This is a genomic window from Microbulbifer sp. ALW1, from assembly GCF_009903625.1.
GTDB lineage: Bacteria > Pseudomonadota > Gammaproteobacteria > Pseudomonadales > Cellvibrionaceae > Microbulbifer.
In genome coordinates this window covers 109045-123163 of record NZ_CP047569.1, presented here as the reverse complement: position 1 = coordinate 123163, position 14119 = coordinate 109045, and the positions used below count along the sequence as shown (strand labels likewise).

Genomic DNA, 14119 nt, shown 5'->3' with positions numbered 1-14119 from the left:
ACGTTTTCATTTTTTTATAGTTTGCCCCACGAAAGTTTCAATTGCCAGCCTTTCAATACATAGAAGATAAAAAATGAATACGATTACATCTATTGGGAGGGGTTAGCTGATAGCTCTTGCTTATAGGTATTTTTGATCAGGGTGAGAGTTTTATTTGATTTCTTCTATCGCGGGCATGTCGATATCCTGCAGCTGTTCTCAATAAACAGTCAGGGAGAGGAACCATGCAAGTATTCACGCTCTTCTCGGTTGCCGAAACCGAGTGCAACTACAGCGATAACTATTACGGTGACCAGGTATGTGTGCTGAAAAAGTCGTGACCGAACTGGTGACGAGAGTGGTTTTGAGTGCGCTGCAGTCACGCTACTGCGAGCGTAATCGTGCGGAACACTGCGACCTGTAACCGATTGATAGCCGTATTAGCTTGAGTGGTCGCACACAACCTTGTCGTCCCGGTCGATTTCTGGGGTTGCTAGCAATAGCCGGCAGCGTTAGATTCCCGGGCTGTAAAGGTTGCCGGTGCAGCCAGTAAGACCGGGTATCCAGATATGAAATTCCGCAAGCTCCATTTACCCATTCTCGCGGCGATAAGCGTGTTTGTGGCCGCCTGCTCCAGCCCCGAATCACCACAGGATGTGACCAAAGCATTCTGGCAGGCCGCCGTTCAGGGGGATGCCGCTGATGTTGCCGAGTATTCGACTCTCCAGGGGCCCGAGCGTTTCGATGACGATTTTGCGCGCTGGGCCGAGTACCAGCCTTCCTGGGGGCGGGTGATCATCGATAGCGATGAGGCCAGTGTGGTTTCCCGTTTCTCCAGTAAAGAGTACCCGCAATACAAGGCGCGCTCCTTTACTACCTACCTGGTTCGGCGGGATGGCGAGTGGCTGGTGGATTACGAGCGTACTCTCAGCAGCGCCCGTGGCGACGCCTTCGGTGACCTGCTGCGCCAGTTTGACCAGCTGGGTAAAAGCCTGTCGGAACAGTTTGATCGCTCCGCAGAGCAGGCCGGGGATCAGGTGGACCTGATGCTTGAGCAGCTTGGGCAGGAAATGGAGAAAGCCCAGGACCAGATGAGCGAGCAGGCAACAGAGGCGGTGGAAAACTTTTCCGAGGAGTTGCGCAAGGCGCTGGAGGAAATGGATAAGTCCCTGCAACGCGCGCTGGAAGAGGAGCAGGAAGCACCAGCAGACACCAAGCAATTCCACTCCGCCGCGCTGAGAAATCCTCTGTATGCCGGGTGACCCTCCCTCTTTAATAGGTAGTTATTCCGAAAGACTACGTCTCCCAGCGGGCTCGGGCGGCCCGCTGGCATTGCTGCTGCTCTGTAGCTCGCTGCAGTTTTTACAAGCCTCTTTTCCCGATGCGTTTTTATATGAGCGCACCGCTATCTCAAGTGGGCAATGGTGGCGCCTGCTGAGCGGACACCTTGTGCACACGAATATGGCGCACTTGCTGTTGAATATGGCCGGGGTATTTGCGCTCTGGCTGCTATTCGGTCGCAGTGCATTGCTCGGTAGCGGCCATTCGGTTTTGAAGTATCTCGGACTGGTTGCTCTGCTGGCGCTGCTGATTAGTGGCGGGCTCTGGCTCTGGTTTCCCGATGTCGATAACTACTACGGTATTTCCGGGGTACTGCACGGACTTTTCTGTTTCGGCGCCATCAGTGAACTTTCCCAGCGTCGCTGGTCTGGGGCGCTACTGCTGGCGGGATGTGTTGGCAAGGTCGCCTGGGAGTGGATCGCCGGGCCGAGCGCGTCGACGGGTGCGTTAATCCAGGCAGAAGTCGCAGTATCCAGTCATCTTCTGGGCGCTATTTGGGGCTCTGTGATTGCCGCGCTACTGTGGGGTATTTCAATTTTGAAGTAGCGCCAGCAAATCCTCTTTACTGGCCGGAAGCTCCCCGGTACTTGTCGCATCAAACAGCGCGTCTGCAAGCGCCTGCTTCTGTTTCTGCATTTGCTGGATGCGCTCTTCCACGGTATCTGCCGCTACCAGTTTGTAGACGAATACCGGTTTGTCCTGGCCAATGCGATAGGCTCGATCGGTGGCCTGGTTTTCTACCGCCGGATTCCACCAGGGATCCATATGGATCACGACATCGGCAGCGGTCAGGTTAAGACCGGCACCGCCGGCCTTCAGGCTGATCAGGAAAATGCGCACTTCTCCGGCTTGAAAGCGATCGATAGCCTGCTGGCGTTTTCGAGTCTGCCCGGTAAGCTTTGTGTAGTCGACTTTCTTGGCGCCCAGCAGTTCCTCGATCAGCTGCAATACCTGAGTGAACTGGGAAAAAATCAGGATACTGCGCCCTTCCTCCAACAGCTGAGGCAGGTTTTCCTCGAGCCAACTGAGCTTGGCACTCTCGTTGACACCGGCTGCCTTGTCCAGCTTCACCAGGCGCGGGTCGATACAGGTCTGGCGCAATTTCAGCAGCGCGTCGAGAAATTCGATATGGCTTTTGCCCATGCCCTGGCGCTCAACCAGGTCGCGGATGCGTTTTTCCATACTGATACGCACACTCTCATAGAGCGCACGTTGTTTGCTGCCCAACTCCACGTATTGGATGGATTCGGTTTTCGGCGGCAGCTCGGAGACTACTTCGGATTTTGTGCGCCGCAGCATAAACGGGCGCACTTTGTTGGCGAGTTCCCGCTGCCGATCCTGATTGCCGTGATTTTCTATCGGGTTTCGGTAGGCCTGCTGGAATGTCTTGCGGGCGCCAAGAAGCCCGGGCAGGGCAAAGTCCATCAGTGACCAGAGTTCGCCTAGGTGGTTTTCCAGTGGGGTTCCGGAAAGGCACAGGCGGGTTTGGCTATGGATACCGCGCACGCACTCGGCAATTTTGGTGTCTGGGTTTTTGATCGCCTGGGCTTCGTCCAGCACCAGCACACTGAAGTGACGATCTTTATACTGGGCTTCATCCCGCACCAGTAGCGGGTAAGTGGTAATGACCAGGTCACTGCCGTCAATCTGCGCGAGGGACGCGCCCCTTTCCGGTCCGTGAATCAGGGTGACTTTCAGTTCGGGGGTAAATTGCGCAGCCTCGTGCAGCCAGTTCCCGGTCAGGCTGGTCGGGGCAATCACCAGCGCCGGGTCATTCAGTCGACCGGCTTCTTTCATGTGCTGGAGCAGGGCCAGGGTCTGCAGTGTTTTACCCAGTCCCATATCGTCCGCGAGAATGCCGCCAAAACCGTAACGCTGCAAAAACACCAGCCAGTTCAGCCCTTCCTGCTGGTAGGGGCGCAGGGTTGCCTTAAGGTGTGTTGGGACGGGTACCGCCTCCAGCCCGGAATAGCTCTGTAATCTATCGATCAGCTTGCGGGTGTTGGGTGCGCGGTGTTCGTCCGCTGTACCCGTGCCGGTAAATTGCGCGGCCTGGAAGGCGGGCAGGCGCACCGGTCCGTCGAGTCTTTTTTCTTTCAGCAGGTCCAGCAGCAGGCCGCGGATACTCTGGAGGGGTCTGGTATCCACGCTGATCCAGTTGCCGTCGACAACGATGCTCAGTTCATCCGGGGCATCCTGGGCCAACCAGTTTTCCACCAGATCCACAATGGGGTAGGGCCGTCCGTTGGGCAGGGTCAGTTCCAGGCCAACTTCGAACCAGTGGTTGTCGCTGTCGGTCAGCTCTATGGCCATATCCGCCTGCGTAACATCAAACCGGTAGCTGGGGTGGGTGTCGATGATCCAGCCCCGTTTTTTCCATTCCGGCAACTGCTCATTCAGCAGCGTGCGCCAGTGGTCGAATATCTTTTCAGGTGTGGTGACGTCCAGTACCCAGACATCTTCCTGTCCGCCGAGGTTCTCGGAGATCAGGTAAAGGCCCCGATCGTGAATCTGATCCGAGCAGCGTTGTTCTGCCGCTATGTCGCGCACGATTTGGAAGTAGCTTCCGTCCTGCTCCCGGGTGACCTCGGGGCCTTCAAAGTACCGGCTGTAGGATGGGGACAGCGCAAAGTCGCCGTAATTGAAGTGCAACTTCAGCGCCGGCAATTTGTAGTGCTCGAAGTCGCAGCCCACCAGGGTGATGTGTGGGGTAAATTCGGTAATGCGAATTAACCTGGGTTCAACCGGCAGTGGCAGTTGTGTCGCTGGTATTTGCTGACGCAGCCGCATCGACATCAGCCCGAAATCCTCATCGGTTACCGCGGGCATTTCCAGCAGGTGTGCCAGTTGCGCTGCGGGTAACGGGGTAGAGATATCCCCGATGGTGGGATTTTCAGTATCCAGATAGCAGGGTGGGCTGACGGGAATCAGTTGCCAGTGGATGGGGGCATCCTCACCACCTGAGTCGGTTACCAGCTCAGCGACCAGTTGGTGGTTACCGTTTTCTTCCTTTCGCCAATGCCATAGCAGGGAGCGGGAAGGGCCGCGTTGGATGCGCTGGTCGTCAAAATAGAAGCGGTTGCTGTCCAGCAGGTGGCTCAGGGCGCGACGCCCCTGCTCGCCGACAAGCCCCAATCGCCCGCTGGCGTTGATACGTGGCAGCAGCTGCAGAATGGTGACGTCTTCATCCAGCAGGTGACCGGGCCGGTTCCAGCCCAGCCGGGTTGTGTCCTGGGCGAAGTAGCGCAGCTGACTCCAGTCGCCGTCTTTCTTCAGATAGCCCTTTTTGGTGGAAAGCTGCAGGCGCCCCTGGGTATTTTCCTCCAGCACGTACAACAGGTAGTGCTGGCCGTGCTCCAGTGAGGCTGCTTCGGTGCGCGGAGCCGGGGGGAGGTCTTCGAGCCAGCGCTGCCATTCCGGTGTAGCGGCTTGTGTCGCCTGCACGGTAGATGTATCTGGTTTCGACGCATCCTGCTCTGATTCCAGTTCTGATTGCTGCTCCCGATGCAGTAGCGCCAGCGCGGTGGCTACCGCGTGTTTGCAATTGAGTGATACCGGGCAGGAGCAAAGTCCTACCAGACGCCCCCGCTCCACATCCAGCTCTACCCGGTATACCAGGCGCGCCGAACCCTTCACGCGACCGCGGTAAACCTGTACCTCTTCATCCCAGAAGGCCTCCTGCACCCGTCCGCGCCGGAAATAGTCCTCCCCGCGCTCGAAAGTACTTTCGTTCGCCATATTGAGGACACTGTTGCGGGTGAAATTGATCAAGGAGAGCTCCCGGCCTCGCGAATTCCATTTTTTCGGCAGTTCGAAAGGCCGAAACCTGCCACTTTAGCACGAGTTGATGCAGGGGTTAGCCGGAGCAGGCGGTAGCCGTTATGCTGCATCCTGTCGCCAGCCTGGAGAAGAGGATTTATATGTCGAACTCGACTACCGCCAAGTACGTGTACCGGTTATTGGGCATTACTGTGGTGCTCTGTTTAGTAGCCTGCGATAACCAGCAGTCCGTGGAAGCCGGGCCTCTGAAGTCCGAAATTGTGACCCTGGAAGAGCGTGCGCCGGATTGCACCCAGCCGGAAGAGTGCGCATCAGTGAGCATTACCCGTGAGGTTTTCGTCCAGCGCTCCGAACTCAATGACGCCGCCCGCAAACAGCTGCTCACTCAGTTGCAGGGATTTGGCGAGGCCGGAAAAGAAAATACCAGCGCCAGTCTGGAGCAAGTGGCCGAGGACTTTCTCGCGGAGGCTGCGCAAGTGGCCGATATATCCAGTGCGCACTGGCAGCTCAGTGGCGCGGTCAAATCTCTCGCTCGCCGCGGCGATCTGCTGACGCTGGAAATCAGCAGCTACCTCTTTACCGGCGGCGCTCATGGCATGCCGGCCACCCAATGGATGAACTGGGATCTGGCGCAGAATGCCCCGGTCACACTTGCCGATGTGATTAAACCCGGAAAAGAGGGGGATTTCTGGAAGCAGGCGGAGGCCGCGCATCAGCAGTGGCAGGATGAGCAGAGTGTGGATGAGGAATTTCGGGAGAACTGGCCTTTTGCTCGCACCGATGACTTCCGAATGACCGATAATGGCCTCCATTTGCTGTATGGCGTCTACACTCTCGGCCCCTATTCCATGGGCCAGGTGGAACTGACTTTGCCGCAGGAAAAGCTGACGGAGATACTGCGAGAGCCCTATCAGTAAACCGCCGATGTACTTTTCACCCCAGCTGGTTACCCCGGCTGGCGGAACCGCTGACTGACTCACCGAGAAAACAGGCATGGAATCAGATAACGCCCTGGCGACGGAAACTGCTGCAGCAATGCGTGTGCGCACGCAGCGCGCGAATATCTGGCGGCTTGCGATTGCCCAGGCACTGGCCGGTGCAAACTCCGTGGTGGTCTATGCGACCGGCGCGATTGTTGGCAACACCCTGGCGCCGACACCGCTGCTGGCGACTTTGCCGCTGTCGATCTTTGTTGTGGGTATGGCGCTCTGCATCCTGCCAGTGGGGGTGATTGCCGGCCGCTACGGTCGCCGCGCGGCATTTTTGGCGGGGGCGGGTGCCGGTGTGCTCGCGGGCCTGCTGGCCATGTACGCGACCTTTATGGGCGGTGTCAGTGGTTTCTGGCTTTTCTGTGTGTCGACGTTTTTTGGCGGTGCCTATGCCGCAGTGGTTTTAACCTTCCGCTTTGCTGCCGCCGATGCCGCGGCACCGGAGCGCAAGGCGCAGGCGCTGTCCATGGTAATGGCCGGCGGTGTTGCGGCTGGTGTGGTGGGGCCACAGCTGGTGACCTGGACCATGGATCTTTGGCCGCAGTATCTGTTTGCTGTCACTTTTCTGGCTCAGGCCACCGTCGCGGCGTTATCCGCGCTGATTCTTGTCGGTGTGCGTTTGCCAAAGCCTACGGTCGAGCAGGCGCACGGCGGTCGGCCACTGGCAACCATCGTGCGACAACCGCGTTTTATTGCCGCGGCAACCTGCGGAGCCATTTCCTACACGCTAATGAACTTTCTGATGACGGCGGCTCCATTGGCGATGCATATGCACGGGCACTCCACCGAGTCATCCAACCTCGGTTTGCAGTGGCATGTTATTGCCATGTTCGGCCCCAGTTTCTTTACCGGAAAGCTGATCGCCCGTTTCGGGGCCGAGCGGGTGATGATGGTGGGTTTGTTGCTGATCGGTATTTCCGCGGCCGTCGGATTGATGGGGGTCCAGGTCATGCATTTCTGGTGGACGCTGATTCTACTGGGGTTGGGGTGGAACTTCGGTTTCCTCGGCGCATCGGCGCTGGTGCTGGAGTGTCATACCGATACCGAGAAAACCCGGGTGCAATCCCTCAACGACTTTATCGTTTTCGGCCTGATGGCCTTGGGCTCGTTTTTCTCCGGTGGCATTCTGAGTGCCTATGGATGGAACAGTGTGCTGTGGGTTTCGTTTGCACCGCTGGCAATTACTGTGATTGCACTGGCTGTATTGATAGTGCGGAAACACTCGGCATCGGTACCGGTAGTTTAGCTGCGCACTCAGGTGCGCAGTATCTTTTCCATTGCTTTGCCCTTGGCCAGTTCGTCAATCAGCTTGTCGAGGTAGCGGATTTTTTGCATCAGCGGATCCTCGACTTCTTCCACCCGAACACCGCAGACCACGCCCGTGATCAGTGCGGTGTTCGGGTTCATCGCCGGTGCCTCGGCAAAAAAAGTTTCAAAATCGTTTTCCCGCTCTAGTTGACATAGCAGTCCGGCCTGATCGTAACCGGTGAGCCAGCAGATGATCTGATCGACTTCCGCTTGGGTGCGATTTTTCCGCTCCGCTTTTTTTACGTACATCGGATAGACCTTGGCGAAGGGCATTGAAAAGATCTTATGCTGAGTCACGCGTATTTCCAGTGAGGTTGGCTGGGGGAACTCGAGAGAAAGTCGGCCGAAAGTATACACCTGCCGCCTGCAGTTACTTGTCAGGAGCGCTGGTAGTCGGACTGGTTGGGCAGGGGGAGAAAATGGTGGGCCTTCCGGGACTTGAGCCCAGGACCTGCCCGGTTTTCGGGTAGAGAGGTGAGTTGGCATCCGACGGGCTCGGAGGGAAAAGCTTTGGGATAGAGATGGTGGCCTTCCGTCATTTGAACTCTGGTCTCAACTATTTGAAATGTATATGGATTTTTTATTCAAGGAAGGGTATGTGCCCCCAGATGTACCCCCATCTAGGCTTCAGTAGGTATCTGGGTGACGAATAAACCGGTTTGAATATTCGGCTTATGGTGATTCGGTAGTTATTAGTTTGGATCGAGGAAGGAGCCTAAAGTCCGCTTCAGCGGACTTTAGGTGGATGGGCGCAGCGTCATTTAAGCAATATCACGCCACCAGTTCTCCGTGGCGTCGGATACCTCGGAAATGGATGTCCCTTGCAAAACCTCTATGTTCAGTGCACGAGCGCGCTCGACTTGCTGTTCCACAATTTCAGTGATGTTTCTAATCTCACCTCTTGATAGATTCGAGTCATTACCTGGGATTAATAGAGACAAAGAGGCCTGTCGGCGGTCGCTGAATCTCTGAACGAGTGATATGTCACTGACCGCCCGCATTATATTGTTAGAGGCTACCATGGGACTTTTGAAGTAAGCGGAAGTTATTGCGCCGATTGTTCGGAGGCCTACCAGTGGTAGTTCAATGGTAAAGTTTCGCTCGTTATTTACTCTTACTTCGATAGGCTGGGAGCGAATAATACTCTCGGCTCTCGTAGGTATTTTTTCCCTTAAGTTATCTAAAATTCCCCGTTGGAGCCTGCTTACCGTTATATGCCGAAAAGTCCTTTCCCGACGCTTTGGTCTACCTAGGGTTACCGTATTTTCGTAAAACGTATCGATTATTTCATCGACACTACTTCCGGCAGCGTAAAGAGGGTTGCCTAGCGATATATGTGGTTTTAATTGATTTGCTGACCCAGCGCCATCTGCAAGTAAAATACTTTCAGTTTCACTCATTAGTGTCAGTAAATCCTGCTCAACTACGTTCTTATCGTACAGACACTGTAACCGCTCAAAGTGGTCAAGCATCTTAACGTAGCGATTCCCATCTATAGTTTGAATGTAAACGCCGATATTCAGTCGCTCATCCGCTGCCAAATCAGGGCAGAATCGAATGGATTGCCACTGACCGTTTACCGCGGGAACTTCCGAGATGGAAAGTTTTTGTCTGAGAGAGTCATGTATGCTCATGCTACTAGACCTACCTTTTCAGGTGTGTTTGCCGATCTAATGCGATGCTCTATGAAATTAATTACCGCTTCGGCAGTTTCTGGCTGGGACTCATATAAGGTCTCCCTTAATAAGCTGTGCACAGCGTCACGATTGCTGGAGTAGCTTGCGGCTTGGCTTTGGGCCGCATGTACCCTCTCTTGTTTGAATGGTAACTCAGCAGCATGTTCCTGCAGAAATATTAATATCTTGTTCATGGAGTTTGATTGATCCGCGACGGCATTTAGCTGGTCCGGGCTCCATGTTTCACTGCAAAGAATGCTACCGTGGTCGATCAGCGTATCATTCGTCAGAACATTTCCTGGGTTTCGGTCGACATTGAACACTGATTCGTCAAATGTCGCCCATGCCGCGGCCTTTTTGGGGCTTCTATTTAACTTTGCCTTCAACTTGGCAACAGCTCTTTCGCCTTCCAGTTCAGATAATTTTAGGAAGTTGGCGAGTGACGGGTGTTTTGCGTCCTCGCTAAACCAAGCCGGCACAGCCTCATTGGGCTGTAACCATTGAGGAGGTTGATTGATCTGGTCATAAGTTAAAAGGATCAATCCCGCCCGAGGGGCTACAGTTAAGCCCTTGGCTTCCGCTAAAGAATATCCAATAACTTCGTTCTCCAAGGACCGATTTACAAGTGAAGTACCTGTACCTTGGGGGCATTGGAAGTGGCTTGGGTAAATCTTGATGTGGGCCCTAATCGTTTCCCCGTTTCCAAGCTTTATATAGCCAAAAAAAGAGTGGGCCATTTGCCCCTCATTGGTCTGGCCCGCAGGGCCGATGTATGCGCCACTCCCCAACAGCAATATTGGCATAGCAACTCCATTTGAACTTATTGTTATCGATATGGCGCGCATCTTTCAAAACTGTGCGCGCCAAAAGGATAGATACTAACAAATACCCTTGGGGTAAAGCACGGTTCTTTCTTGGTAGTGTGATTTTTGATCAGCCAAGCTGAATTGTTAAGCTGTGCTGGATCTTTCAGCTGACTAGCGACTAAGCGCATTCTTGCTAAAAGCCATGGTTGGCTGCTGCCGAGCAGCAATTAGCAGCACGGCCGCAGTTTTTCGATCTTCTCATAGGTCCGGCTTTAGCATGCGAGTGTGCATGGTAGATATCTAAGAAGGGACCACTCTCAGCACCCATGAATAAGGGCTAGCCCAGTAGTTAAGGGCATTGAGAACCCCTTTAGTTGATTATTTAAGGGGCATTATGGGTACTGAAAGTGCCTTTAAGTGTCAGTTTTGGGCCTTTTGAATGGCCAAAAAAATCGAATCACCGAGGGATTCTTAGCGGACGACGAGGTTGTTTATATGCTTCAGGGTCAAGTTCTGGTTTACCAATCCACTTGTTGAGATCAAGCCAAGTAAGACGGTAAAGAACAGGCTCTCTCTTGGCCCTTGGCAGTCGCGTAATGGCTATCCAACCCCGTTCGATTAACTCGCGACGAGCTCGGAGCGTCGTATTTTTATCCCAACCCCTCGGCCCCATAATCGCGGGAGCTGCACTTAGATTCCCATTGTTATGACCGTTATACTGGCGACACAGATCCCATAGAAAGGCCCTGGCAGTCTTACTCAAGGCCAGGTAATCGGGATGATCGAAGATAGCATGCAAAGCTCGGAAGAATGACTCCTTGCCATGTCCGCGCCCATTCGGAAGCATCCCCTTACTGTTCGCTTTGGCCATTATTCCCCCATTTCCCGAAGCTGTTTAATCTTGGGCGGTTGCGGTTGCGGTTGCGGTTGCGGTTGCGGTTGCGGTTGCGGTTGCGGTTCCGGGTGGCCGATATAGCCTTGGTCGGGTATTTCTGTGCCTTCTATCAGTTCTTCAGCAATCCTTTGCGCCTGTTGGTGGCTCTCTGCGTAAATGACAGTGGCGGTAATTAGAGACTGCTCGATTTCAAGAAGGTACCTCATCGTGTGCCACCAATTTGCTGTAGGTCATCTTCAGAAAGACTGTATACGCCGTGCCGCCCACTGCACCCATCCCGGTCAATGTGAGCACGCCAGGCTAGTGGGATCACAAATCCACGCCGCCTTAGCTGGAAGATGGTATTTGGACTGTTGCTGGTGCCAATAATCTTGTCTAGCTCCTCCCGGCTGTGTGGGCGTTTTAAAAGCGCCTCTAACGCTCTTGCTTGACGGGGGCGGAACTGCTTGGTCCAGTTGTCCATCTCTGAGCGACGGAAAGGTGTGAGCTTTGTGCAGGTGTTTCTGATTCTAGAAATGAGATTTTTCATTTCTGGTCTCCCTGGCTTCCCGCCTCATCAATGAGCTGCTGTTTTAATTCCAGCAACTTGGAACCCTCCCAAACAGTTACCTTGGGGCTTAACTTTATGCCTTTCGGTGCTTTGCCTGATTTGGCCCAATGCCACCAAGTTGATAGACCAATTGAATAGAATCGAGCGCACTCTGATGCGCGATATAAGGCTTCAGGCTCGATTGAACGGGATGGGTTTGTATCTGTGTGCATGTATCAGCTCTCCTATAAATTTGTTGAGGCTGATACCTATTGTCTACATCAAATGGGCGAAAAATAGCCGGAAAATATTGGTTAGATTCTTGACGGAGTTTTACCCGGAAAACTTTGCCAGTCTTTAAGTCGGAATTTTCCGCCCTCCGGTGTCAGGTCCAGGTTCTTCCGTAAATAATCTACTCCCACTGATTTATCGAATATGGACGAAATCATGAGCGAGATGTTTTCTGGCAGGCGGTCGCCATAGCTCTTCTCGAAATAGATGGCCATATGGCGAGCAAATCGTGTTATTTCGTTGTCTTTGGTCTTTGCATGGATAAGTGAATGAGCACCGACAGGTGATTGGTTTAGGCTTTCACTGAGCCTTTGCAGTAGCTCGCTAATGCTGGGAGAGCACATTTGGCGCATAAAGCGATCAAGGGCCTTCCCTCTTCCCAGAATGTTATCCAGCTCAAAATCTGTCCACAGTCGGAGGCTAGGCTGATTAAGTTGAAAGGATTGAAGGAGATCCGTAAGGGTGGCTATTTGTGCCTGAATTTGCTCCGTTTTCTTTTGTCTCTGACTCGGGGTAAGGCCATCTGCTGCTGCGCAGTAACCATATAAGCCCAAGTACACCTCTTGAGGGAGTCTGGCGGAGTAGTCCTTCCCTGCCTTAAGGTCATGCTTGCGAAGGCGGCGCCAAACTCGCTCCATTTCGGGTTTAGTGCACAGCGTTTTCAATATTGCAACTTCCTCCTCCATGCTTGCGGAGCCAGTGTCTTTGACTAGCTGCAGAACGCAATATGTAGGTGCCCACTCGGGGTAAGGGAGCGCGGCCTCCAGTTCCGGGGGAGTTAAAACTGTTTCTCTTACTTCCTTGGTAAAGAACCAGTCGCGCTCCCGATCTAGATTTCTTGTAGTAGCTTCTCTCTCTGTCATCACTATCCCTTTTTGATGTTAGCCTCGCAGGCAGCGCTATCCTAAAGCTCAGGTTTTCTCAGGCTGCGGTTGTCGGAAGGAGCCCATGATTACATTGGAGGCACTGGCCTGGGCCCTTAGATCGTCAAGGTAATTTGCCCAGCGCTGCATCATGTCTTTACGTTGTGGGAGATGTTTGGTGCGGTTGTAGGCGGTTCCATTGGCGTCCTTAACTGAGTGGGCGAGCTGATGTTCAATCCACTCGACACGCTGATTAAGTACCTCATCCAATAGCGTACGCGCCATAGCTCGAAATCCGTGGGGAGTAATCTGCTCATTGGTGTAGCCGAGGTTGCGCAGGGCCGTTCGTACGGCGTTTTCCGACATCCACCTACTCGCTCCTTTTGGAGACGGGAAAACGTAACGGAAGCGGCCTGTGAGGGGCTTCAGTTCGCGTAGAACCGCCAAGGACTGGTTCGCTAGGGGGATTATGTGAGGATGGCGCATCTTCATCTTTGCCGCGGGTATTTCGATGCGCCGGTCTTCCCAATTGATCTCGCCCCATTCAAGCGCGCGTAACTCGCCGGGCCGGCAAAAGAGCAAAGGGGAAAGTTTCAACGCGGCGCGTACTGTGGGGGTGCCTTGGTAGCCGTCGATAGCGACCAGCAGTCTGCCCACGTCTGCGGGGTTCGTGATGGTCGGGAAGTGTCGGGTCTGGGTCGGCTGAAGCTGAGCGCCAATTAAGGCGCTTGGGTCATTAGTGGCTCGACCGCCCGCAATGGCGAAACGGAATACCATGCTCGCAATTTGTTTCGCCCGTTTGGCAGTCTCAATCGCACCGCGATCCTCGATCCTTTTGAGGATGATCAAAAGTTCCGGAGGGGAGATTTCTGCAATGGGGCGATTCCCCAAGTAGGGGAACAGGTCGCGCTCTAACAAGCGGAGAGTCCGTTTGCGATGACTTTCCGATTTGTCCCCCATCCTTGTCGTAAACCAGTCGCGGGCTAGAGTTTCGAAAGTATTGGTGGCAGCAGTCTGGCTTTCAGCCTGGCGGGCTTTACGGTTGTCGGAGGGATCTATGCCTTCTAGTAAAAGCTGGCGTGCTTCGTCTCGCATTTTGCGGGCGCGTTTAAGGCTTGTTTCGGGGTATACCCCTAGAGCTAACTGGCGCTCTTTCTTGGTGTGGGGGTGGCGATACTTCAGGCGCCAGTACTTTGCGCCAGTCTTCTTCACAAGAAGATGCATCCCCCGCTCGTCGGATAGCTTGTAATCCCGATCTTTTGGTTTGGCCTGTTTAACCTGAAGTTCCGTCAACGGCATGGCTCTATCCCTTAAGCGGCGGGGGCTCCAGCCGATTCTGGGGGCATCACTTGGCGTGATTTACCCAGATGCCCCCAAATGTACCCCCAGATGCCCCCAGTTTTGGTGGCATCAAATAGACTTGCTGAGACTAAGGGTAACTTGGAAAGCTAAGCCTGTCGCGGGGTAGCGAAAAGGCTGAGAATTACTGAGGTTGTAAGTTGGTGGGCCTTCCGGGACTTGAACCCAGGACCTGCCGATTATGAGTCGGATGCTCTAACCAACTGAGCTAAAGGCCCCCACAGAAAGGTGCTTGCGGCAGTGCGCGAGCGGGTTGGCAAAGTACTCGATTTTTCCCGCTAAATCAACGCTTTGAGGTACGGG

At 54.1% G+C, this 14119-nt stretch carries 11 protein-coding genes and 1 tRNA gene; 4 read left to right on the top strand and 8 right to left on the bottom strand.

The window, feature by feature from the left end; genetic code table 11:
- Positions 1 to 548: 548 nt before the first annotated feature.
- On the top strand, positions 549 to 1241 hold the full coding sequence (locus GRX76_RS00540; RefSeq protein ID WP_160151509.1) for a hypothetical protein: 693 nt from the start codon (positions 549 to 551) through the stop codon (positions 1239 to 1241).
- A complete protein-coding gene (gene rrtA / locus GRX76_RS00535; RefSeq protein WP_236250487.1) occupies positions 1231 to 1866 on the top strand; it encodes a rhombosortase in 636 nt (211 codons plus the stop codon). The genes GRX76_RS00540 and rrtA overlap by 11 nt, the downstream gene beginning before the upstream one ends.
- Here the strand turns inward: rrtA and GRX76_RS00530 are convergent.
- The gene (locus tag GRX76_RS00530; protein WP_160151507.1) at positions 1852 to 5091 is read right to left on the bottom strand and encodes an SNF2-related protein; all 3240 of its coding nucleotides are present in this window, start codon (positions 5089 to 5091) and stop codon (positions 1852 to 1854) included. The genes rrtA and GRX76_RS00530 overlap by 15 nt on opposite strands.
- Positions 5092 to 5240: 149 nt before the next feature.
- On the opposite strand from GRX76_RS00530, the gene GRX76_RS00525 reads away from it, so the two are divergent.
- Positions 5241 to 6017 carry a DUF3298 and DUF4163 domain-containing protein gene (locus tag GRX76_RS00525; protein WP_160151506.1) on the top strand — a complete coding sequence of 259 codons (777 nt, stop codon included), beginning with the start codon at positions 5241 to 5243 and terminating at the stop codon, positions 6015 to 6017.
- A 76-nt stretch (positions 6018 to 6093) separates the two neighbouring features.
- Complete coding sequence (locus GRX76_RS00520) at positions 6094 to 7335, top strand: MFS transporter (RefSeq protein ID WP_160151505.1); 1242 nt, start codon at positions 6094 to 6096, stop codon at positions 7333 to 7335.
- Between the two features lie 8 nt (positions 7336 to 7343).
- Here GRX76_RS00520 and GRX76_RS00515 read toward each other — a convergent pair whose 3' ends face one another.
- From GRX76_RS00515 to GRX76_RS00485, 7 genes are all read right to left on the bottom strand, one after another.
- Complete coding sequence (locus tag GRX76_RS00515) at positions 7344 to 7694, bottom strand: DUF2200 domain-containing protein (RefSeq protein ID WP_160151504.1); 351 nt, start codon at positions 7692 to 7694, stop codon at positions 7344 to 7346.
- A gap of 464 nt (positions 7695 to 8158) precedes the next feature.
- Positions 8159 to 9031, bottom strand: a complete 873-nt coding sequence (locus GRX76_RS00510) for a hypothetical protein (RefSeq protein WP_160151503.1) — start codon at positions 9029 to 9031, stop codon at positions 8159 to 8161.
- On the bottom strand, positions 9028 to 9876 hold the full coding sequence (locus GRX76_RS00505; RefSeq protein ID WP_160151502.1) for a hypothetical protein: 849 nt from the start codon (positions 9874 to 9876) through the stop codon (positions 9028 to 9030). The genes GRX76_RS00510 and GRX76_RS00505 overlap by 4 nt, the downstream gene beginning before the upstream one ends.
- An 873-nt stretch (positions 9877 to 10749) precedes the next feature.
- The gene (locus GRX76_RS00500; RefSeq protein ID WP_160151501.1) at positions 10750 to 10980 is read right to left on the bottom strand and encodes a hypothetical protein; all 231 of its coding nucleotides are present in this window, start codon (positions 10978 to 10980) and stop codon (positions 10750 to 10752) included.
- 637 nt (positions 10981 to 11617) lie between these two features.
- Positions 11618 to 12457 carry a hypothetical protein gene (locus GRX76_RS00495; RefSeq protein ID WP_160151500.1) on the bottom strand — a complete coding sequence of 280 codons (840 nt, stop codon included), beginning with the start codon at positions 12455 to 12457 and terminating at the stop codon, positions 11618 to 11620.
- Between the two features lie 48 nt (positions 12458 to 12505).
- Positions 12506 to 13756, bottom strand: coding sequence for an integrase arm-type DNA-binding domain-containing protein (locus tag GRX76_RS00490; RefSeq protein ID WP_160151499.1), 1251 nt, complete (start codon positions 13754 to 13756; stop codon positions 12506 to 12508).
- 201 nt (positions 13757 to 13957) lie between these two features.
- Positions 13958 to 14034, bottom strand: a tRNA-Ile gene (locus tag GRX76_RS00485).
- Positions 14035 to 14119: the final 85 nt, after the last annotated feature.

Excerpts from the sequence above, each read along its gene's own strand:
- GRX76_RS00505 (WP_160151502.1), bottom strand. The coding sequence starts at position 9,876 with ATGCCAATATTGCTGTTGGGGAGTGGCGCATACATCGGCCCTGCGGGC.
- GRX76_RS00520 (WP_160151505.1), top strand. The coding sequence starts at position 6,094 with ATGGAATCAGATAACGCCCTGGCGACGGAAACTGCTGCAGCAATGCGT.
- GRX76_RS00495 (WP_160151500.1), bottom strand. The coding sequence starts at position 12,457 with ATGACAGAGAGAGAAGCTACTACAAGAAATCTAGATCGGGAGCGCGAC.
- rrtA (WP_236250487.1), top strand. The coding sequence starts at position 1,231 with ATGCCGGGTGACCCTCCCTCTTTAATAGGTAGTTATTCCGAAAGACTA.
- GRX76_RS00525 (WP_160151506.1), top strand. The coding sequence starts at position 5,241 with ATGTCGAACTCGACTACCGCCAAGTACGTGTACCGGTTATTGGGCATT.
- GRX76_RS00540 (WP_160151509.1), top strand. The coding sequence starts at position 549 with ATGAAATTCCGCAAGCTCCATTTACCCATTCTCGCGGCGATAAGCGTG.
- GRX76_RS00490 (WP_160151499.1), bottom strand. The coding sequence starts at position 13,756 with ATGCCGTTGACGGAACTTCAGGTTAAACAGGCCAAACCAAAAGATCGG.
- GRX76_RS00510 (WP_160151503.1), bottom strand. The coding sequence starts at position 9,031 with ATGAGCATACATGACTCTCTCAGACAAAAACTTTCCATCTCGGAAGTT.
- GRX76_RS00500 (WP_160151501.1), bottom strand. The coding sequence starts at position 10,980 with ATGAGGTACCTTCTTGAAATCGAGCAGTCTCTAATTACCGCCACTGTC.